This window comes from Microcoleus sp. FACHB-SPT15 (assembly GCF_014849525.1).
Classification (GTDB): Bacteria; Cyanobacteriota; Cyanobacteriia; order Cyanobacteriales; family Coleofasciculaceae; genus Symplocastrum; species Symplocastrum torsivum.
The window spans coordinates 1-20,196 of sequence record NZ_JACJNU010000063.1; the positions used below are offsets into that span (position 1 = coordinate 1).

Below are 20,196 nucleotides of genomic sequence, written 5' to 3' on the forward strand. Positions count from 1 at the left end.
GCTTTTGATTTGCTGGGCGTGAGTGTATTTTGTACCCAGTAAAGTCGGGGGATTTCTTGCCCTTACTTCAGTCACAGCATGGGTTATGGCGATTTGTCAAAGGGGAACTTCAGATTAAAATACACAGGCACTCTTGGTGTATTGGTAAAAGCCAAACAGTCAGGATATCTCTCAGCCGTAGCACCAGTTATTAATATGCTTCGCAGTAAAGGTATGTGGTTGACTGACAAAATCATCAGTGATGTTCTGCGATTGTCAGGAGAGTAGGGTTTGGCTCCCAGAAAAGAGGAAGCGATCGCACTCTCCCCCCATCCATCCAAAAAGCGATCGCAGCAACCAGCCAACAAGACTCGATGCAATGAACGCCTTACTTCAACTGCTCAATTAAGCGATCGCCCACCCGCAAAGCATTGGCAATCACTGTTAAGCCGGGACTCACACTGGCATGAGATGGGAAAAAACTGCTGTCTACGACATAGAGATTATGCACTTCGTGGGCACGACAGTTTAGATTCAACACAGAAGTCGCCGGGTCTTCTCCAAACCGACAGGTGCCGCACTGATGAGCAACAACCTGTACAGGCATATCACTACGAGGATGAGTTGTGCGGTTAAATACATTGGGCTGAGACTGCTCAACGCTTTTCAATACATCAACCCAACGATATACCAAGCGATCGTGCGCTTCTACATTATTCGCGGTGTAATCAATTCGCAGTTTGTCTCCCACATAGCGAACGCGATTGTCGGGATGGGGCAAGTCTTCCGTTTTCAGCCACCAGCCAATTGAATGGGTTGCCAACTGCCGCAAGCCAAAATTTGGCATAAGTCTAGACAAGGCTGATAAAACAGGGGGAGCTTCTGCAAAAATGACATCTTGAAAAATGCCGCCAGAGTTTTGCACATGACCCATCGGATAGGGAAAATCCTTATCTCCCCAATAAAAATCATTTAGCCCCAGTGTGCGCGAAAATGACGCAGAATTAGCGCTAGAAGTTAACTGCACCACAACTGAAAGCAGTTGTTTCATCAAATTTCGCCCCACCTGATTAGAGCCGTTCGCAATCCCGTTGGGGTGTTTTTCATTGACAGATCGCAGCAGCAATGCCGCCGAATTCACGGCACCACAGGCAAGCACCACAATATCGCCTAAAAACAAATAGGACTGTTCCCCAATTTTTGCCTCAACCGCCTTGATCTCTGAACCCGATGGGTTGGTATGCAGACAAACGACTTGAGCAGAAGTTTTCAGCGTCACGTTTTCGCTGTTAAGGATTGGGGTAACTCCGGTGTCTTCTGCATCAGTTCTACCCTGATCGCCCAAACCTAGCGGCAAATGAACGGGATGCAACCCCTGCTGAGAAAGGGTGTCACCAATGCGTTGCACCATCGGTTCATGGGCAACTTCCGGAAACGGATAGGCTTCGCTATGGGGCGGTTCAGTGGGGTCATCTTCAGCTTTACCGTGTACTTGATACAGCTTCTCGGCTTCTGTGTAGTAAGGCTCAAAATCCTGATATTTTAGTGGCCATGCGGGAGAAAGCCCACTTTGATGCTGCACTTGCTCAAAGTCACGTTCGCGCATTCGCTGCAAAACGCCACTCCAGATTTTGGTATTGCCACCAACCGCATAATACGTTTGCGGAGAAAACGGCTCCCCTGTATTGTCATACCAGGTTTCAGGCGCGTGAAATTGCTCTTTCTTAAAAACTTCTGTATCGACTAACTCGGAACTTTCGCGATAGATCAGTTCTCCCCGATCTAGCAGCAAAATCTTTTTACCAGTTGGTGCCAGCTTTCGCGCCAGTGTTCCGCCGCCTGCACCTGTACCAACAATAATTACGTCATAGTATTGGTCGTCAATGATCATGGGAGTCTCCTACTGCCAAACATAAATGAGCGTGTACAACACGATCCAAATGACATCGACAAAGTGCCAGAACAAAGACGTTGCTTCAACACCAAAGAAACCGTTGTCGTAGTTACCGGGAATAAACGATCGCCCCAACATCAAACTTTGCAGCAGAATTCCGGTGAGAACATGCAAGCCATGAAATCCAGTTAATAAAAAGAACGTGCCGCCGAACAAACCTGATTGATAGGTAAATGGTAAACCACGCCATTCCACAGCTTGCCCCCATAGGAAATAGCTACCCATCGCCATCGTAGCTAATAGAAATAGGCGAAAGCCCCACAGTTTTTTATCGTGTAAATAACGCTCAGCCACATAAATGACAAAACTACTGGAAACCAGCACGATTGTATTAATCAGTGGCTCTCTGGTTTCCAAGCCAGTAACTCCTGGTGGATACCAGTCCGGGCTGGTGGTTTTGTAGACAATGTAACCCGCAAAGAAGCTCAGGAAGATGACACTTTCCGACAGCAGAAACACGATAAAGCCAAATTTGCTGTTTCCTGCTTCGTCATGCTCCTGGTGCTGTCGAACGTTAGCTTCAACGTCTTGTGCGTTGCGTAGCTCCCCGGAGGGGTTCGCCTTTTCTGCTGTCATGATGGTTGCTGCTGCGTGAAAGATTCAGGAAATTCAGTCAAGCCTGGGTTAGGAACGTTTCCGACCAATGGTTCGTTGCTACCGTAGCCGTAGGGACGCGAAACCACGATCGGCGTTTCTTCAAAGTTTTCTACTGTGGGTGGTGAAGAGGTGAGCCACTCTAAGCCGTATGCCCGCCAGGGATTGTTGCCCACTTTGTCGCCCCGAATCCAGGAACTCACCATGTTGAGAATAAAGGGTAGCGTTGATAGCCCCAACAGAAACCCGCCAAGACTCGCTAAGACATTCCAGTAGGCAAATTCTAGGTCATAGGATGCGACACGACGGGGCATTCCCATCAATCCAGCCGGGTGCATGGGTAGGAAGGTTAACGCCGTTCCCAGGTAAGTCAAGGCAAAGTGCAGTTTGCCCAACCCTTCGTAATACATGCGTCCAGTCATTTTGGGGAACCAGTGATAGATTCCGGCATAGATGCCCATGACGATCGCACCATACAGCACGTAATGGAAATGTCCGACCACAAAGTAGGTGTTGTTGACGTGAATATCGATCGGCACAGAAGCCAGAAAAATTCCGGTTATGCCAGCAAATAGCCAGTTACTAATGCCGCCCAGCGCAAATAGCATTGGCGTGGTGAAGCGAATCTTGCCACCCCAAATCGTTGCCACCCAACCAAATACTTTAATACCGGAAGGAATGGCAACCAGCATAGATGTCACCATGAAGAGTATCCGCATCCAACCTGGAGTGGCACTGGCAAACATATGATGCACCCACACTACACCACTGACAACCGTAATCAAAATAGATGATGCCGCAATCACAGGGTATCCAAATAGGGGTTTGCGGGCATGAACGGGCAAAATTTCGGAAAACATCCCAAACGCTGGCAGAATCATCACATAGACCGCCGGATGGGAGTAAAACCAGAAAAAGTGTTGATAAAGTATAGGATTGCCGCCTCGCTCTGGTGCAAAAAAACTGGTGCCGATCGTGATATCGAGCAACAGCATGACTGCCCCCCCAGTTAGTGCAGGCAGCCCATACAGTTGAATTAACTGCGCCCCCAGCACTGCCCAGACAAAGGCAGGGGTTTTAAACCAAGTCATTCCCGGTGCCCGCATCCGGAAGATGGTGGTGACAAAGTTCACCGCGCCCATGATCGAAGACACGCCCGAAATTGCCACTGCCAAAATCCACAACACTTGCCCGTTAATCAGATTTCCGGTTGGGTTTTGCAAACTTACAGGGGGGTATGCCCACCATCCAGATTGTGATGCGCCTCCCGGCACTAGAAAACTGGCAAGCATGAGAATTCCCACTACGGGAATCATCCAAAACGAAACCGCATTGAGGCGAGGAAATGCCATATCTCGTGCCCCGATCATCAGCGGCACTAGATAATTTCCCAGTCCCACTAAAACGGGGAATGTCCACATAAACAGCATGATCGAGCCATGCATCGTGAACAGCGCATTATAAACTGTGCGATCGACCAGATCGGCATCGGGGGTAATCAGTTCACCCCGCATCACCATCGACAACAAGCCTCCAATCAGGAAAAAGACAAAAGACGTGACGATGTATTGAATGCCGATGACTTTATGATCGGTGCTGAAGGTAAAAAATCGCTTCCAGTTGTCGGGCGCACCGGGGTACGGCTGTCCGCGAACGACTTCTGGAGCATCAATCGAGATGTTCGTCATAAGTTACTAATCCTTGAGCGATTCCCTACGGGACGCTACGCTAACGCTAAATGAGAGCAAGCCACATCAGGCAGGCGGACAAATCAGATCCCCGACTTCTTGAAGAAGTCGGGGATCTTGTCTTTCACGAATGGTTTAGGACTGCTATATCCGGTTCATGCTTAGGGGCATAGTTCACTACAGGTGGTGGCGCAGGTGGAATTGTTTCCCAACCGCGAACAGCAACCTTATCCTTGGTGTTACCTGCTCCTGGCTCAGAACTCTGGCTGTACTCGTAGGCAGCTTGATTAAAAGCAGGACTGGGTGTTTGAGCAGCCGCATCTGCTAACCACTGTTGATAATCGCTCGGTGATTGCACCACCACATCCGTTTGATTAGCAGCAAAGTAAGTGCCACTAAACATGGAATCGCGCAGGCGATAGGTTCCTTCTTTTACGGGAGTCAGTTCAAAATCGATTTCGCGATTGGGAACGACATCTTGCTTCAGGCGAAAGGCAGGAATGTAAAAGCCATGCAACACATCCTCTGATCGCAACGTGAACCGCACGCGGCGATCGACTGGTAAATGTAACTCAGTACTGGTCACATCTCGTTCTGGATAATGGAAAACCCATGCCCATTGCTTAGCCGTTACATCAATTTGCTCAACGGGAGCCATTTGGGCTGCATTCTGAATGTCCTGCTGAGGTGTGCTATCAAAGGGTTCAGCGTAAGCAGACTGCATCATCTGAGGCATATGCAAATGCACCAGTTCCATCGGACCCCGCACCGCCATTTTTTCGTAAGTACGATAGCTAACAAAGGAAAGCGTTAACACTAAAACCAATGGCACTCCCGTCCAGACAATCTCCAGCCAGAGGTTGCCTTCAATCGGAGGTCCATCGCTCATGTCATACTTACTGGCTCGATGAAAGACCAACGAGTAGAGGAAAGGCCCCATCACACCTAAGTAAATGAATGTACCTAACCCAGTGAAGAGACTGAATAAATCATCCAGCAACTTGGCTTCTGCTGCCGCTTCTGGCGGAAACCAGGAATAGGATTGCTTCGCCATCCAAAAGCTAGCAAACGTAACCAGGATGGCGTAAACCGTCATTATTAGAATTGCACGGAGTTTGAGCATGAGAGCGATCGCACTAAATTTAGAACAAGGCAGAAGGCAGAAGGCGAGAGCAATGGTTACTGCTGCCCATTACCCATTACCCATTGCGTTATAGTTGATTAGGATTTTCGCCTAAGTGCAGCATTTGATCGGCTGTAACGTGAATGCCGAACTCAGCACCCAGATGTGCGCCTAGTGTTCCCTGCACAAACATCAGAGCAAAAACAAATAAACCAGCAGCGAGATAACTCCACTGCACCTGCCTTGCCATGTCTTTGCGCCACTGATAGCGTTGAAAGCCTCGCCAAACGGTCATTCCCACAATCAATGTCAAAATGAGTACTCCTCCTACGCCGTGTAGAATCATCGTTTCCAGGGCATGAAGCCCCCAGGCGCTGGTGACATCCGCAAGCGGTACAGCCAAAGAAACTTCAAACAAACCCGCCATGACCGTAAAAAAGGTGATGATTGCAGATGCCAGCAGGTTATACCAACCGACATCAAACAGCGATGAGCGAGTAACGGGAATCGCCAGAAACTTAAACGCTGCCTTGTCGAGGGGAAACAACACCCCTACAATGTCAAAGGCGATCGCTATGATAAATAACCCTAGTGTTAGATGCACCAGGTTGGGATGGATAGGAATTGGGTAGGGCAACCCATTGATTCCCAAACTTCCCCACTCTTTCAGCAGGTCTGGATTCATGACAAGCCCTCTCTGATTGCATCTACAACAGGAATCGTGTGCAAGCCATAGACCCAAACGAGTAAGCTACCCAGGTAGGTTTGAACACAAACTAGCCCAACTAGCAGCACACTCACTGCGAGGTAAGGAATGGGTAACTGTGGTCTTTCCTGCAACCGAATCACATAGCGCCATGCAGTAACGATTGCCAGAATTCCCGAAAGCGACCAGCCCAAAATTGTATGGACATTCAGCGTTGAAACCGATGCCGCGTAAGGTTCTGCTAGACCAGCTTCAATCTGTCCAAAGATAATTGAAATGAAGATCGAAACCGTTGCAAACGCGAGGTTCCACCAACTGACTTCATACAATTTGGAATTTTTTGTGAAATACCCAAGGAGATCGCAAAACACTGCAAACAGCACCATCGCAATCACGAAATGCACCACGATCGGGTGAATGGTATCGGGATAAGGAAGGTTATGCTCGTTGAGAGGCGGAAGATACTTAAACACAGGTTTTCAGAAAAATCCAGTGACAGTGAAATGAGGGTAGTACTGAGGAATTATCTGGGCAATTCAACTGCTTAAGAGGATATTTAATAAAGATCTAATACACATAGATCGATAACTCCTGAGTTTTAAGAGTTCCTGTTTGGAGGTTAGCCTCATTTCTTGTTTTACAAAATCAATCCAAAGAGAGAAGCGTCCTCCTGCCTCTCCCCGATAATGCGTTCAATGCCCCGCTGATTAGTGGGACTTAGATAAAAACGGCTTCAAACCCGGATAGAGAAGTCCTTTCAGCTTGAACGTGCATAGATCTAATGTTTACAAGGGTTTCAGGCGTTTTCGGTCATTTTCCAGAACTCCAAACTCCATCGTTGCCAAACCAAAAGTCCGATGAGAAATATCATCGACCAGAGAATCTAGTGGCTCAAAAGCGATCGCATTTTTGATCGGTTGATAGAATGCGATCGCCCTCATGACACATTCTCTTGTTTGGTACTCTTAAAAGTTGATGCCAAAATTCTTTTCAGCATAACCTGAAGAAACTGGCTTCACGTCCTCCAATTTTTCTACCCAATCTTCAGCCAAGTATTTCTGCTCAAATTTAGCAATATCTACTTGGTAGTCTGCCAAGAGTTTAGCTTTTACTTCCGACTCAACAAATGAGTATTCCAAACTATTGTGTCCTAGCTGAACAATCTCATTCCAGGAAAGATTAAATAGTCTAACCGCTGTGTAATATTCATCTGTCATATTTGAATCCCATATTCCTCTGTCATCAGTATTTAGGCAAACGGGGATACCAATGCGTAGATACTCTGGGAAAGGATGAAGACTCAAATCTGGCACATACCCTAATAGGCGATTGCTAATTAAATTAATTTCAACCAAATACTTGCTATTTCTCATTAGCAGCATTGTTTCTGGGTCACTAATTAGATTAATACCATGACCAATCCGTGTTGCGCCTAACAACAGAGTGTCACGGACATAACTATTGGGTTCTGCTGATTCACCAGCATGAATTGAAAGCTGAATTCCACTGTAGGTTCGACGGAGTTTCCGAAAGGTATTGAGAAAGCGTAGGGGTTGCCCTTGCTCGTTATCTTCACGACCAACTAAATTAACACCTACCCATAAATCTCGGTGTGCTGCAACAAATGCATAAGCGTCCTCAATTTGCTGTTCTGCATCAGGGGCAAAACGCATTACAAAGAGTTGGAAACGAACAGTAACACCTGTGGCTAAAGCATCCGGCTGACTTAGGCGCTGACGAAAGTGAGAGGCAACTGTTTCTGAATTGATTAAGTTACCATTAACATCCTGAAATCTAAATGGGTTCATGATAGTTTCTAGGTAGCGAACCCCTTCATCACCAAGTTGCCTCATGTTTTCAACTAGGGACTCTGTTAAAAGTTCTAAGTCTTGGCGTAAATCAAGTAGGCGAGGGAAGATGCACTCAAAAAATTCATCACAACCTTTATCAGGAGTATCAAGCTTTAGGGAAGAAAGCCAGTTTCTTTTATGTTCTTCGTTTAAAGTGCTTATCGGCTCGTATTCTGATTTAACACAATCTGAAAGTTGGTTGTAAGAAGGCTCACGAAGGTTTTTGTATGCTAAAAATGGCTCATTATTATCCTGACAATTCAGGTTTTGCGTGCGAGTGAAAAATTTCTTTCCTCCATTCATTGTTTGGTCGGTAGCAGCTTTAAACCACCATTCAGGAGACATTGAACCATCGAGATGATTGTGAAGGTCTCCTCCTTTAGGCAACTTGAACAAAAAGGTGTAAAGTTGTTCCTTTGTCGTAATCTTCTTGAGTTGTTCAAACCATTCTAAGAAACTAGTCAAAACGTCAAAACCATCCTCTCAAGTTTAATGACACTAATAAATTCTAAAAGCTTATGAGTTTTTGTTTATTACAACAATATTCCAGCAATACAAGCCGTCATAAAACAGGCAAGTGATCCACCCAACAATGCCCTGACACCCAAGCGAGCTAAATCAGCCTGACGCTCCGGTGCAATACCACCAATACCACCAATTTGAATGCCAATTGAACCAATGTTGGAAAAACCGCAGAGGGCATAGGTGGCAATGATGATTGCTCGTTCGGAAAACTCACTTGTCCCTGCTTTGGATTCCTCAATTAGCTCTTTAAGGTCTAAGTAAGCAATAAACTCATTAAGAATCGTTTTTTTGCCTAACAACACACCAACTTGACCGCAATCTGCCCAAGGAACTCCCATCAGCCACGCTACAGGAGCTAGTAAAAAGGAAAAAATTAACTCCAAAGATAGCTGTGGCAACCCAATCAGCCCCCCCAGCCATCCCAGAACAGCGTTGACAAGGGCAACTAAAGCTAAGAAGGCAATCAACATCGCCGCAATGTTACCCACAAGTTTTAGCCCCTCGATCGCGCCTGTTGCTACCGCATCAATCCCGTTTGCTGCGGTTCGCTCGACTTCCACGGTTACTGTGCCAGCCGTTGGGGATTTCTCCGTTTCCGGGTAAAGCAATTTTGAGATCGCGAGGGCGGCAGGTGCTGACATGACCGAAGCGGCAATCAAGTGTTGTGCTGGCACACCAAAAGAAACATAAGCAGCCAGCACACCACCTGCAATTGTCGCAAATCCTCCGGTCATAACAGCGTGCAACTCTGACATCGTCATCGAGCCAACATACGGCTTAATCAACAACGGTGCCTCTGTCTGACCAACAAAGATGTTGGCAGCAGCGGAAAGGGACTCAGAACCTGATGTCTTCAGAGTTTTGAGCATTACCCAAGCGACTCCCTGCACGACCCGCTGCAAAATGCCGTAGTGGTAAAGCAGCGTGATGAACGAGGAGAAAAAAATGATCGTCGGCAGCACTTTGAAGGCAAAAAAGTTTTCTTCAAACTTCTCGCCAAAGACAAACGATGCGCCTGCGTCAGAGAAGTTCAGGAACTGACCCACCACGTCGCCTAAGAAGCTAAACACAGCAAAACCTGGGGCTGTCCTGAGGATTAACAACGCAAAAATCAACTGCAAGGCAATGCCCCACAAGACAGGTTGCCAACGTATAGCACGTCGATTGACAGAGAAAGCGTAGGCTAAGCCGATGAAAACGACTAAGCCTAAAGCTGAAATCAAGCGCTCCATGAATTCTCCTAGAGCTGAGCAACAATAAAGCGGATTCTATTTAATATGATGAGGGGGAAAACGTGGAAGAGATTACAAAATCAGGCTTTTTTGGGTATATATCTATCCCTGAGTAGAGAAGATTCACTACTTTAATTCGAGTGTGCTATCTCTCCTGGAATAGTCGGCTCATATTGCTCCCAGTGATTAATGATTTCATGATTGCTACACTCCCAACCTTGTAAGCCACCTCTAAACTAGTGTCAAGATTTGCATAAAGCATTGTGCTTGTTTCGTAATTTAAACTTTCAACAGCAGTCATAATGCTTTTTCATCACTCTAGGCAGAGGAAAATAATAAACCTAGCTCTGACACAGCGGTGGAAACTGCTCCTCTCAATAAATTCATCACCCCCATCCGTCGCTCAAAGCCGACAGATAAATGGGTAAGAGGAAACACCTTCGGCTAAGGTTTAATCAGATTAAAAAAAATGTAAATAAAGCCTAAGATTAAACGTAATTTTGGGCTTTATTTAACGTTAATTTCTTAATATTCAGAATTTCTGCTGCGAACCTAAAGCATTCCGTATATTTACCTGATCTTTACAAAAAGCTTTGCAGAAACTTTAAGTAATTTCCTCATCGTTTTTTGTGGCTCATAAAGCCAAAATTAGTGTTAAACCTTATGGCTTTATAAGGATTTACTCTTTTTACATCTTTTGCAGACCTTGAGCATCTACTATACGACATTCATGAACATTGAAAAGATTGCTAAACACTACATTGAAGCTCCAGCTTATGAAGTGCCTTCTCAGCTCGCTAGGGATTTTCATCAATTTATTATTAACCTAGCGCAAGTAGAACTACAAGGAGTAAACGTTCAATATGTTGACTTCCAACCTTATTTCAGAGGGTCAAGGTTGTGTTTAGAAGATATCCAGGCTGATGTCAGCCAAGGAAACTTGCTGATTAACACTCAATTTAATGAATCAGATCTGCTAGATCCAGAGGTTAATCTGATTTTTCGATGCATTCATGATCTGCATCATGTCAAGCTAAATGTGGACTTCAACTGGCAAGGAGAGTGTGCTAGCGCCCGCCACATCATGTCTTTAACCGATAATTTTATGTTCCAGCAGCTTCTATTTAGTGAAATATTGGGTCAATCTGCTGTATGCCTCTCCAAGGGACAGTTTTTAGAACATCAAAAAGTTGTACTCTTTGACCGAGAAATTTTGCAGTGTTTGTTTAACTCAGATCTTTCTTGAGAGTGGGAACTGGGTAATTGTTCAACGGTAGAGTTACAGTAAACGTTGTGCCGACTCCAAGTTCACTATGCACAGTAATTTCACCCCCATGTAAGTCCACACATTTCTTCACGATCGCAAGCCCTAGTCCGGTACCAGGAATATTGCTAACATTACTAGCTCGTCTGAAGGACTCAAATAGTTTCTCTATATCTTCTTGGGGAATACCAATGCCCTGATCTTTAACCAGGAAGATTGCCTGTCCATCTCTGCAAATCAGGTTAAAATCGACGGTTCCGCCTTTTGGTGAATATTTAATCGCATTTGAGAGCAAATTAGTGAGGATATGCGCCAATAGCTTTTCATCCATTTGGGCATCGCTACAGTCACCCTCGATCGCAAAGTTGAGCGTGTGTAGAGAACTTGCACTCATTTGTAGATTTTCTACAATGTGGTCACAGAAAGCTAGTAAATCCATTGAGGTAGGCTTGAACTTGAGCTTTCCTGCTTCAGCTTTGCCGATGGTTAGAACATCTTCCAATAGCTGAGTCATCCGTTCCACAGCATTTCTAATGTGTGTAAAGTGACTTTGTTTTTTTTGCTCAGAGAATTTATGGTGATAGTGCTCGAGTAGTTCAGCCGAAGATTGAATGATCGTTAGCGGTGTGCGGAATTCATGAGACACCAAGGACACAACGCCAGAACGAAGTTCGTTGACTTCTCTTTCTTTTTCCAATGCTATGCGAATGTCAGCTTCTGCCTGCTTGAGTTTGGTGATGTCTCGTCCTACTGCCTGACACTCAATGAAGTTGCCTCGCTCATCAAATAAGGCTCGATCTGACCACTGCTGCCAGCGAACCTCTCCACTCGGTAGAATAATTCGGTGTTCATAGGTGTTGATGGGGTGCCCTTGAGAAAGAGAACGAAAGTTTTGGGTAATTAACTCTCGGTCATCGGAGGGCATCGCTGGGAGAAACTTTTGCCCAATAAGCTCAGAACGCTGCTTGTTGAAATAGCGGCAGTAGGCATCATTAACAAAAGTCACAGTGCCATCGGGTTTAAACCGACAAATGAGTTCAGTTTGATCTTCAACGATCGCACGGTAGCGTGCCTCACTTTGTCGCAGTGCCTCCTCTACTTGCTTGCGCTCTGCTAATTCAGCTTGTAGCTGCTGATGAAGTTCGGCTTGATAAATTGCGATCGCACAGTGATCTGCGATCGCCTCGACAAATTCCACATCTGAAGCTGTCCATTCTCTACCGTGTAGGCTCTGCTGATGTAGTAGATCGGCTTCACTCAGGCGCAAAAAACCTGCTATCCTTGCCTCCTCGGCTGTTAGGCTAACTTCCTCTGAGGCTCCTGACCTCGTTCCGGCTACGCGATTGTCATCACACTGCACGAGGCTAATTCCCCCAATGTAGGCGTTCTGATACATCAGTGGCACAATCAGCATCGCCCGAATTCCCCGCTTCTGGACTTCTAAGAGAATTTCGGGAGGCAGCGTCTCATCAATTTGCGAGAAAACAACAGGCTTGCCTAAAGATAGGGTTTCGTGGTAGTGAGGATAGAAAGAACCGTAGCGGTCTGTTAAATTCTCACCTAGCTCTGTTACTTCTGACGTGTAACGAACCGACATTTGATTGTGATCGTCAGGTCGGTAAATCAGGCAGCGACTGACCTGGAGCGCAACTTGTAACTGGTTAACTGTTGTTTGTAAAATCTCATCCAAGACCAGCGTACCCCGCATCGCCTGAATGATTTTATTGAGCAATTTCTGCCTAGATACTCGTTGCCACGCCAGCAGCAATTCCTGTTGTAATGCAGCGATGTTCTGTTGTTCGCTATTTTCGGGTAATAGATGGTGTTCAGGCTTGTGATTACTGACTCTATGTTCCTGATCAGTTCCCGGCATGGCAACTTGTTTTTAACTAACGCTTCTTTGACTTTAATACTGCCCTGACAGAATAAATCGAGTATTTCCCACCTGGCAAACGGCGCTCCTTGCAGTTACAGAACTTACGCCACTATTAGAACACTCGCTGGGTGTTTTCGCTGCCCAATCAGGTATTGAGATAGTAATTCTTATTAAAATTGATTGCTATTTATTATCGGTGAAACTCCTTTAGCTTTCAAGTACAGAAGAATACTCCAACTGATTGGTATTCCACTTCAGTGTAGCGTTGTCAGCATCGAGTTCAACCCACTGCCCAACCGGAAGAGCGGCATTAGCTCCCTCATGACCAAAGGGAAGATCACTAACAATCGGAATCCCTAAATCGCCAAGGCGATCATGTAATACTTCTTCTACCGTCCAGCTTGGTACTTCCTTGGGTGGATCACAACGACTAAATCGCCCCAATGCAATGCCGCGTACTCCTTGAAATGCCCCACTCATACGCCACTGGGTCAGCATTCGGTCAATGCGATAGGGAGCTTCTGTAACATCTTCCAAGGCAAGGATAATCCCATCTAAGTTGGGTCGTACAAATGTCCCTAGTAGATGGGTTGCGACAGTGAGATTTGCAGGCATCAGTCTCCCACTAACCTTACCACTGCCCCAACTAACGCCTGTAAGGGGAGCAAGGGAGCGCCCTTCTATACAGTCGAACAAGCGGTTAAGCGACCATTCTGGTTCGGCCGCCAAGGTTGTTAAGACTGGGCCATGAACCCCAGAGATACCCGACCGACTAAGGCTCCATAGCAAACCCGTAATATCAGAAAAACCAATCAGCCACTTCTCGATTGGAGAGCTTGACTCGCTCGCTAGCTTGGGAGATTGGGAATTGCCTCGATTGTCTCTTGCTACTGAATGCCATGTCCAATCTTCCAGAAGTCGGGCACTACCATAACCACCTCGACTACAGAGAATACCTCGACATTCCGGGTCTTTCCAAGCGTCTGCTAATTGCTGGCGACGCTCAGTATCTGTACCAGCAAGGTAGCCTTCTCTAGCATCCCAATTAATTGGCAGTTCGACTTTATAGCCTCTGCCTCGCCAAATTTCTAAGCCTTTTTGAAACGCCTCAAACTCCCGTAGCGCTCCACTGGGTGCAACAACCCGAAGTAAATCTCCAGGTTTTAGCGGTGGTGGTAGCTGGCAATGCAAGCTATTGGTCATTTGTTGTTAGTTGTTAGTTATTAGTTATTAGTTATTAGTTAGGGCGGTTTTGTGCTTTCTGCCCTGGAGCCTTATTTTCTAGATAGAGCAAGGAGAGCAAAGAAGCTGATAGCTGATAGCTGATAGCTGATAGCTGATAGCTGACAACTTTCGGCTATATTAGCCAGTACTTTCATCAGCTCAATCGCGCTGTACATTCCAGAAGCAACTTTTGATTAGCTAAAGCATAGGGTTGAATTAGGAGAGCTTTTTGAAAGGCTTGGATTGCAGCGGAGTAGTCTCCCAATGCCGCATGGCATAACCCTAAACCGTGGAGTGCCCCAAAATGAACTGGATTGAGTTTGATAACTTCCTGGCAATCATCTCTTGACTTTTCGTACTGTCCAAGCGTGTAATAAAGCACTGCACGTCGATTCCACGCTTCTGCAAAGTCAGGCTGGTCTTTTATCAGTTCTGTGAGTAACGCTTCAGCTTGGGTAACATTGCCAGCTTCAAGCATCATCTGACTGCGCTCAATCAGTTCGACTCCGTATCTTCCCTTTTGATAGAACCAGATGCGCCAAAGTTCTGCGGTTGCTTGCTGGCGAACGTTCTCGTCAGGATTTTTTAGGTCTTCTAGTAAGGCACTGATGGATGGTTCGTTCATTGGGATGGGCGATCCTATGTAAAGTTTTGTATAAACTCACTCATTTATCTATTGTGTACCTGTTCAGGCGATCGCTTCTAGCAAGAGCTTGACGTAAAGTGTTGTTAGAGTAAGCGGCTTGTGCTTCTACTTCAATATTTCAGGAACTCTGACGACCGCTCAAGATGTCGAGAAACCACTGTTCGATGCGATCGCCCATTGCTTTTGCAGAATATTGGGCTTCTACTCGTTGACGACAGACATAACGGTCAATTTGATCGAGTTGTCCCATTGCCTCGACTAAACCTGCCACAGAATCAGGTTCTACCAAAAAGCCTGTTTTCCCATCCTCAACAATTTCAGCCGGCCCACCCCGACGGTAGGCAATTACTGGCACACCACAAGCTAGGGCTTCAATCGCCACATTCCCAAACGCTTCTACCCAACGAGGTGTCATCAAAAGCGATCGACACTGACGTAAACGTTGTTGAAGTTCAGTTGTTGAAAGAAATCCCTCATACTCTACTGGGGCGTTGGGATAATCGTGGAGAATCTGTTGCCAGTAGGCTTCATTTTCCAGAAAACCCATAATTTTCATCGGAATTCCAGTAATTTGAGAAGCAGCTACCGCATCTTCCAGCCCCTTTTCCGGTGCAATTCGACCAACCCATCCTACCCAAGAGGCAGGTTCGCCACAGAAGTCATACAGCGATAAATCTATGCCATTTCCCAAGCACCGACAACGGTCAGCAAAAGCAAACGTTGCCGCTTGGGCATAACTGTGGACACCAATCGTACCAGGAAACTGAGTAGCGACCTGTTCAATAATCTGATCCATTGCCTCCGTCAAGGAACCCATGCTGACTAGGTGGGCAACAGGACAGGTGAAAAAAGGCGTTAGGTAGAACGGCAACCAATCATAGGCGAAGTTAAGAATCAGGTCATGGTCGTTTTGCACCTGCCGTGCATAGTCCCACAAATTTGCCAAAACAGAAGATGCTGGGATAATGACCGGAGCATCACGCCCTTGTGTTTGAGCGCTAATTTGTGGCGCACCAGCAATTTCAATTAGCGGCATTCCCCAAGCTGTGGAGCCTTTAGTGGCAACAATTTTGATACTATGACCCCGCTGATGCAGTTCGGTTGCAATGTTACGCAACGTCAATTCGACTCCGCCTCCCAATCCTGAACCCAACGGCCCAATCGGGTTGGAGACGAATAGCAGTTTTAGGGACTTATTAGGTGATGTAGTCGCCATTAATAGAAAGCTGATGAGGAGGTGGGGAAATAGGGGGATGAGGAGAGTGTAACTGATTACAGGAGTTACAGACTTGCCCCCTAAATCCCCCAATCCTGGGGGACTTTGACTCAATTCTCTTTTTAAGCCGGGTTGGGGAGAGTCAGGGATTAAGCTGAGGTGCATAAAACAATGCCTACTTCTCTACCCCAGCCCCCCTACGTAAACTACTAAGGTGGTGGTTCCTGGTCGTAATGTTCTGGTAAGTTGAGTGAACTTTGCGAAGACGGCAAGTTATCAAGTGTGGATAGGGTGCGAATCCGGCTTAACTGACCAATTGCCCACCGTGCTGTTTCCCGAACTTCTGGATTAGGGTCATCAGCCGCGTGGTACAACATCTGTGTTGTCTGGGCAACGACTTCATAGATTCGCGTTAAGTCCCGAATCGCATTCTTACGCACTTGGGCATTGTCGTCTTGTAGCGAGATAGCGAGTGCCCTATTCATCGGTTTTAGTGTCTTGGTACCAATTTGCGAAAGTGCTTCCAAGATTAAGTTGCGCTGCTGAGAATCTGAATCGATCATTAAATCGACTAGGGGCTGTATTGCCCTCGAATCTCCCCGCTGTGCTAATTCCCAAATGGCTTTGCGACGTTTCTGTGGGTCAGGTTCTTGCAAATCTCCAATGAGTTCATCAACAATATCAATTTTGGAGAGAGATGTGTCTTTTTTAACGGGTAGGTTATCACCAGATAGATGAAGGGGTGAGGACATTTCGGAATCGTTAGACGAGGAAACTATCAAGGCTGAATGGTTGTGACCATTGGGGTAATGTTCTGGGTTGAGGGTATCCGGTTGGGAGAGAACGTCGTTTGCTGTGGAATTCTGTTCTGTCAGGTCGTTTTGATTAGGTAGGGATTTTTGTTCTACTGCTTTTTTCGTGTTGTTCAACCACTTTAGCAAGAATAAAATTCCTACTCCTAGGATCGCTAGCGTAGCGACTAAGACTAGCACCCACTTCAGTTGGCTCTTGTTTAGGTTGCCTGGGAGTGCAATTGCAAGCCTCGAACTAGCGGCGTACCGATTGTTACCGACGAAAGAAACACTTCCCTCTTGCCTTGGGCCCTCTGCCTTCTGCCTTATGTTTCTTAGGAGGGTGGGGCTTGAAGTTTGAGAGGTTTTTGGATGCTTCCAAACGCTTAAGCCGATGGCGTTAGGGGTATTTAGTTCAGACGTTGCGGTAGGGAGTGTCCCACTCTCTTGCTTCACTACTGAATTAGCGATCGCTAGCGCTACTCCTGGGTTACAACTGGTACCCAAAACCAGACCCAAGCCAGTAACACAGGCAGCTAGAAGTGCAGTGGAACGATGGCGAATCATAGAAGAACCAAAGACTTCAACTACCCTCGTCCGCTTTGCTCAGACGGGGAATTGCATCTGGACTCCACAATCGTAACAGCATCCGGTTTTCTGTGCGATTCCTTGACAATTGGGTTGTTTCTCTAGCTGAAGCTCTGTTAGCCTAGCTGAGTTTTCATGAAATCTTTGTAGTAGGACAAAGAGAAAGTCTACCAAAGGTGACCTTCAACCCAAGAGATTTCAAAACTTCCTGTAAACACTTAGCCTCGCCCATCCGGGTGATTATTGGCAGAATAATCCGGAGAAACGCCACTTTATGATGAGACGAAGGCAAATTGAGACGATAATTTCACAGCCAAGTCCTGGTCAGGATAGACAACAAGAACATTCGCTTTTTTCCGGTTCAAAAAGAACCCACCGATCGCACCCAATCCAGCACCACCAAGAATTTCTTCAGTCGCAATTGCGCGATCGCCAACAAGGGCTGCGATCGCTGCTGCCGCCGCACCCCCAATTGCAGCACCTTGTAGAATTGAACCTGTACTCGCTCCTTGAGTAATTTCTTCTGTTCTTCTCACTACATTAGAGGTGCCACTAATCGTGAATGGTCTTGTCTGCCTTTCAAGGCGAGGACGATACAAAGTTAGCTGCTTTGCAACAAACTGAGTTCCTCCAGATACAGGTTTGAGATCACCTGTGATTTCGCTACCTTCGCGAATTAGAACTTTGCCATCACTTGCTTTGACATCTCTTGCCACGGTTAAGGTCAAAGGCACTGTTTCATCAGGCATGACAACAACTTTGTCTTTGTCGTATCGCACAGGAATAGACGTACCAGAAGGAACAACGATGTTAATTTGTTCCCTTTGGGCAGGACGACGTTGAGCTAAAGCGGGTGCTGATGTGATGAGGGGGACAACAGTACTGCTACTAATTGCTAGTGCTAGTAGCGCAGCAGTTCCTGATTTAAATGAATGGAAGTTAAACATTGAAAACCCTCTCTACTTAGTAAATACCTATGCGGATACTTAATCGACCGAGAGGAAAAAAAATTGTTCCAGCTAAATTTATTTCTAGTTAAGTTTGGGTTTACTGGGTAAATCTTATTTAAGAGATTCACCCGATTGGGTCATTTTAAAATCCGGATAATTTAGACATTTATTAACATATAGCCGTCCTAAATAATTTGTGAAGGCGAGATTCCCGACTTCTTTAAGAAGTCGGGAATCTGAACCTCTGACATGACTAAAACAAAAAGTAACGCTGCGCCATTGGTAAAACTGTTGCGGGTTCACAGGTCAATAATTCTCCGTCAGCCCTGACTTCGTAGGTTTCTGGGTCTACTTCCATGTGGGGTAGGGCTTCGTTTAGCTTCATGTCCCGCTTGCTGAGTTGCCGAGTGTTTGAGACAGCAATAGCAGGTTTTTGTAAGCCGATTTGAGTAGGAATTTCGTTTTCTAATGCAGCTTGGGAAACAAAGGTAAGAGATGTTGCGGCGATCGCATTTCCAAAACTGCCAAACATCGGACGCATATGAACAGGTTGGGGTGTGGGAATACTAGCATTTGCATCACCCATTTGCGCCCAGGCGATCGCACCCCCTTTAATCACCATCTCTGGTTTCACGCCAAAAAATGCTGGTTTCCAAAGACACAAATCCGCTAGCTTGCCTTCTTCCACAGAACCAACATACTCAGCAATCCCATGTGCGATTGCAGGGTTAATCGTGTACTTAGCAATGTAGCGCTTTGCCCGAAAGTTGTCCGCCTGCACTCCCCGTCCTTCTCCTAAGTCAGGAGAAGGGAGAAAACCACGCTGCACCTTCATTTTGTGGGCGGTTTGCCAGGTACGAATAATTACCTCTCCCACTCGTCCCATCGCTTGGGAATCCGAGGCAATCATACTGAAGGCACCCAAATCGTGCAGAATGTCTTCTGCTGCAATCGTTTCCCGACGAATCCTGGACTCGGCAAACGCCACATCTTCAGGAATTCCTCGATCCAAGTGGTGACACACCATCAACATATCCAGGTGTTCTTCCAGGGTGTTAAGAGTGTAGGGACGTGTTGGGTTGGTGGAAGAAGGCAGCACATTCGCTTCAGCGCACACTTTAATAATGTCTGGGGCGTGTCCGCCGCCTGCGCCTTCAGTGTGGTAGGTGTGGATAGTGCGATTTTTGAAAGCAGCAATGGTCGATTCCACAAATCCGGCTTCGTTCAGGGTGTCGGTGTGAATTGCCACCTGCACATCATAGTTATCTGCAACACTTAAACAGGTATCAATTGTTGCTGGTGTCGTTCCCCAGTCTTCGTGTAACTTTAAACCCATTGCCCCAGCCGCAAGTTGTTCTATCAGTGCTTGAGGCTGACTACTATTCCCTTTACCTAAAAAACCGAGATTGATTGGGAAGGCTTCAGCGGCTTGCAGCATCCGGTAAATGTTCCAAGGGCCAGGTGTGCAAGTTGTGGCGTTTGTTCCTGTTGCTGGGCCAGTACCGCCGCCAATCATGGTGGTGATACCAGAGGCGATCGCAACTTCGATTTGCTGGGGGCAGATAAAGTGAATGTGGCAATCAATCCCGCCTGCTGTGAGGATATGCCCTTCTCCAGCCACAATCTCTGTACCAGGCCCAATGATAATGTCTACGTTGTCCTGAATGTAAGGATTTCCCGCTTTGCCAATTTTGCGAATTTTGCCGTCTTGTATCCCAATATCGGCTTTGACGATGCCCCACCAATCGAGGATTAAGGCGTTGGTAATCACCATGTCAACCGCACCATCAGCGTTGGAGATGGGAGACTGTCCCATGCCATCCCGAATTACCTTACCGCCACCAAACTTCACCTCATCACCATACGTGGTGTAATCGCGTTCAACTTCAATGAATAATTCTGTATCCGCAAGACGAACGCGATCGCCTACTGTTGGACCAAAGGTTTCCGCATAAGCGCGGCGATCCATTCTGTAACTCATAGATGCCTC

General features: G+C 46.5%; 18 protein-coding genes. 2 read left to right on the forward strand and 16 right to left on the reverse strand.

Features of this window, described 5'->3' with window-relative positions:
• Positions 1–78 precede the first annotated feature (78 nt).
• The gene (locus H6F98_RS26925; protein WP_192221810.1) at positions 79–267 is read left to right on the forward strand and encodes a DUF3368 domain-containing protein; all 189 of its coding nucleotides are present in this window, start codon (positions 79–81) and stop codon (positions 265–267) included.
• 100 nt (positions 268–367) lie between these two features.
• Here the strand turns inward: H6F98_RS26925 and H6F98_RS26930 are convergent, their stop codons facing one another.
• The 9 genes from H6F98_RS26930 to H6F98_RS26970 form a co-directional block, all read right to left on the reverse strand.
• On the reverse strand, positions 368–1,870 hold the full coding sequence (locus H6F98_RS26930) for a GMC oxidoreductase (RefSeq protein ID WP_192221811.1): 1,503 nt from the start codon (positions 1,868–1,870) through the stop codon (positions 368–370).
• A 9-nt stretch (positions 1,871–1,879) separates the two neighbouring features.
• Positions 1,880–2,509 (reverse strand): heme-copper oxidase subunit III, encoded by a 630-nt coding sequence (locus tag H6F98_RS26935; RefSeq protein ID WP_192221812.1) that lies wholly within the window; start codon positions 2,507–2,509, stop codon positions 1,880–1,882.
• Positions 2,506–4,215 carry a cbb3-type cytochrome c oxidase subunit I gene (locus tag H6F98_RS26940; protein ID WP_192221813.1) on the reverse strand — a complete coding sequence of 570 codons (1,710 nt, stop codon included), beginning with the start codon at positions 4,213–4,215 and terminating at the stop codon, positions 2,506–2,508. Before H6F98_RS26940 ends, H6F98_RS26935 begins: the two co-directional genes overlap by 4 nt.
• A gap of 124 nt (positions 4,216–4,339) precedes the next feature.
• On the reverse strand, positions 4,340–5,338 hold the full coding sequence (locus H6F98_RS26945) for a cytochrome c oxidase subunit II (RefSeq protein WP_192221814.1): 999 nt from the start codon (positions 5,336–5,338) through the stop codon (positions 4,340–4,342).
• An 88-nt stretch (positions 5,339–5,426) separates the two neighbouring features.
• The gene (locus tag H6F98_RS26950; protein WP_192221815.1) at positions 5,427–6,023 is read right to left on the reverse strand and encodes a DUF2231 domain-containing protein; all 597 of its coding nucleotides are present in this window, start codon (positions 6,021–6,023) and stop codon (positions 5,427–5,429) included.
• Positions 6,020–6,517: a DUF2231 domain-containing protein gene (locus H6F98_RS26955; protein WP_192221816.1), complete on the reverse strand. Its 498-nt coding sequence runs from the start codon at positions 6,515–6,517 to the stop codon at positions 6,020–6,022. Before H6F98_RS26955 ends, H6F98_RS26950 begins: the two co-directional genes overlap by 4 nt.
• 312 nt (positions 6,518–6,829) lie before the next feature.
• Complete coding sequence (locus tag H6F98_RS26960; RefSeq protein WP_192221817.1) at positions 6,830–6,985, reverse strand: hypothetical protein; 156 nt, start codon at positions 6,983–6,985, stop codon at positions 6,830–6,832.
• A gap of 24 nt (positions 6,986–7,009) precedes the next feature.
• Positions 7,010–8,359, reverse strand: coding sequence for an adenosine deaminase (locus H6F98_RS26965; protein ID WP_192221818.1), 1,350 nt, complete (start codon positions 8,357–8,359; stop codon positions 7,010–7,012).
• A gap of 68 nt (positions 8,360–8,427) precedes the next feature.
• A complete protein-coding gene (locus tag H6F98_RS26970) occupies positions 8,428–9,651 on the reverse strand; it encodes a NupC/NupG family nucleoside CNT transporter (RefSeq protein WP_192221819.1) in 1,224 nt (407 codons plus the stop codon).
• A 730-nt stretch (positions 9,652–10,381) separates the two neighbouring features.
• Between H6F98_RS26970 and H6F98_RS26975 the strand changes: the two genes are divergently transcribed.
• Complete coding sequence (locus tag H6F98_RS26975) at positions 10,382–10,897, forward strand: hypothetical protein (RefSeq protein WP_192221820.1); 516 nt, start codon at positions 10,382–10,384, stop codon at positions 10,895–10,897.
• Here H6F98_RS26975 and H6F98_RS26980 read toward each other — a convergent pair.
• The 7 genes from H6F98_RS26980 to ureC all read right to left on the reverse strand — a co-directional run bounded on the left by H6F98_RS26980 (position 10,878) and on the right by ureC (position 20,187).
• The gene (locus H6F98_RS26980; RefSeq protein ID WP_192221821.1) at positions 10,878–12,788 is read right to left on the reverse strand and encodes an ATP-binding protein; all 1,911 of its coding nucleotides are present in this window, start codon (positions 12,786–12,788) and stop codon (positions 10,878–10,880) included. The two genes, H6F98_RS26975 and H6F98_RS26980, sit on opposite strands and share 20 nt — an antisense overlap.
• A 210-nt stretch (positions 12,789–12,998) precedes the next feature.
• The gene (locus tag H6F98_RS26985) at positions 12,999–13,994 is read right to left on the reverse strand and encodes an LD-carboxypeptidase (protein WP_192221822.1); all 996 of its coding nucleotides are present in this window, start codon (positions 13,992–13,994) and stop codon (positions 12,999–13,001) included.
• A 175-nt stretch (positions 13,995–14,169) separates the two neighbouring features.
• Positions 14,170–14,640: a tetratricopeptide repeat protein gene (locus H6F98_RS26990; protein ID WP_192221823.1), complete on the reverse strand. Its 471-nt coding sequence runs from the start codon at positions 14,638–14,640 to the stop codon at positions 14,170–14,172.
• Positions 14,641–14,779: 139 nt separating this feature from the next.
• Positions 14,780–15,877 (reverse strand): glycosyltransferase family 4 protein, encoded by a 1,098-nt coding sequence (locus tag H6F98_RS26995; protein WP_192221852.1) that lies wholly within the window; start codon positions 15,875–15,877, stop codon positions 14,780–14,782.
• Positions 15,878–16,086: 209 nt separating this feature from the next.
• Positions 16,087–17,235, reverse strand: coding sequence for a HEAT repeat domain-containing protein (locus tag H6F98_RS27000; RefSeq protein ID WP_192221824.1), 1,149 nt, complete (start codon positions 17,233–17,235; stop codon positions 16,087–16,089).
• 293 nt (positions 17,236–17,528) lie between these two features.
• On the reverse strand, positions 17,529–18,203 hold the full coding sequence (locus tag H6F98_RS27005) for a hypothetical protein (protein WP_192221825.1): 675 nt from the start codon (positions 18,201–18,203) through the stop codon (positions 17,529–17,531).
• A gap of 256 nt (positions 18,204–18,459) precedes the next feature.
• Complete coding sequence (ureC, locus tag H6F98_RS27010) at positions 18,460–20,187, reverse strand: urease subunit alpha (protein WP_192221826.1); 1,728 nt, start codon at positions 20,185–20,187, stop codon at positions 18,460–18,462.
• Between the last annotated feature and the right edge of the window lie 9 nt (positions 20,188–20,196).

Excerpts from the sequence above, each read along its gene's own strand:
- H6F98_RS26980 (WP_192221821.1), bottom strand. The coding sequence starts at position 12,788 with ATGCCGGGAACTGATCAGGAACATAGAGTCAGTAATCACAAGCCTGAA.
- ureC (WP_192221826.1), bottom strand. The coding sequence starts at position 20,187 with ATGAGTTACAGAATGGATCGCCGCGCTTATGCGGAAACCTTTGGTCCA.
- H6F98_RS26960 (WP_192221817.1), bottom strand. The coding sequence starts at position 6,985 with ATGAGGGCGATCGCATTCTATCAACCGATCAAAAATGCGATCGCTTTT.
- H6F98_RS26940 (WP_192221813.1), bottom strand. The coding sequence starts at position 4,215 with ATGACGAACATCTCGATTGATGCTCCAGAAGTCGTTCGCGGACAGCCG.
- H6F98_RS26930 (WP_192221811.1), bottom strand. The coding sequence starts at position 1,870 with ATGATCATTGACGACCAATACTATGACGTAATTATTGTTGGTACAGGT.
- H6F98_RS26995 (WP_192221852.1), bottom strand. The coding sequence starts at position 15,877 with ATGGCGACTACATCACCTAATAAGTCCCTAAAACTGCTATTCGTCTCC.
- H6F98_RS26985 (WP_192221822.1), bottom strand. The coding sequence starts at position 13,994 with ATGACCAATAGCTTGCATTGCCAGCTACCACCACCGCTAAAACCTGGA.
- H6F98_RS27000 (WP_192221824.1), bottom strand. The coding sequence starts at position 17,235 with ATGATTCGCCATCGTTCCACTGCACTTCTAGCTGCCTGTGTTACTGGC.
- H6F98_RS26925 (WP_192221810.1), top strand. The coding sequence starts at position 79 with ATGGGTTATGGCGATTTGTCAAAGGGGAACTTCAGATTAAAATACACA.
- H6F98_RS26970 (WP_192221819.1), bottom strand. The coding sequence starts at position 9,651 with ATGGAGCGCTTGATTTCAGCTTTAGGCTTAGTCGTTTTCATCGGCTTA.
- H6F98_RS26945 (WP_192221814.1), bottom strand. The coding sequence starts at position 5,338 with ATGCTCAAACTCCGTGCAATTCTAATAATGACGGTTTACGCCATCCTG.
- H6F98_RS26975 (WP_192221820.1), top strand. The coding sequence starts at position 10,382 with ATGAACATTGAAAAGATTGCTAAACACTACATTGAAGCTCCAGCTTAT.
- H6F98_RS26935 (WP_192221812.1), bottom strand. The coding sequence starts at position 2,509 with ATGACAGCAGAAAAGGCGAACCCCTCCGGGGAGCTACGCAACGCACAA.
- H6F98_RS26950 (WP_192221815.1), bottom strand. The coding sequence starts at position 6,023 with ATGAATCCAGACCTGCTGAAAGAGTGGGGAAGTTTGGGAATCAATGGG.
- H6F98_RS26990 (WP_192221823.1), bottom strand. The coding sequence starts at position 14,640 with ATGAACGAACCATCCATCAGTGCCTTACTAGAAGACCTAAAAAATCCT.
- H6F98_RS27005 (WP_192221825.1), bottom strand. The coding sequence starts at position 18,203 with ATGTTTAACTTCCATTCATTTAAATCAGGAACTGCTGCGCTACTAGCA.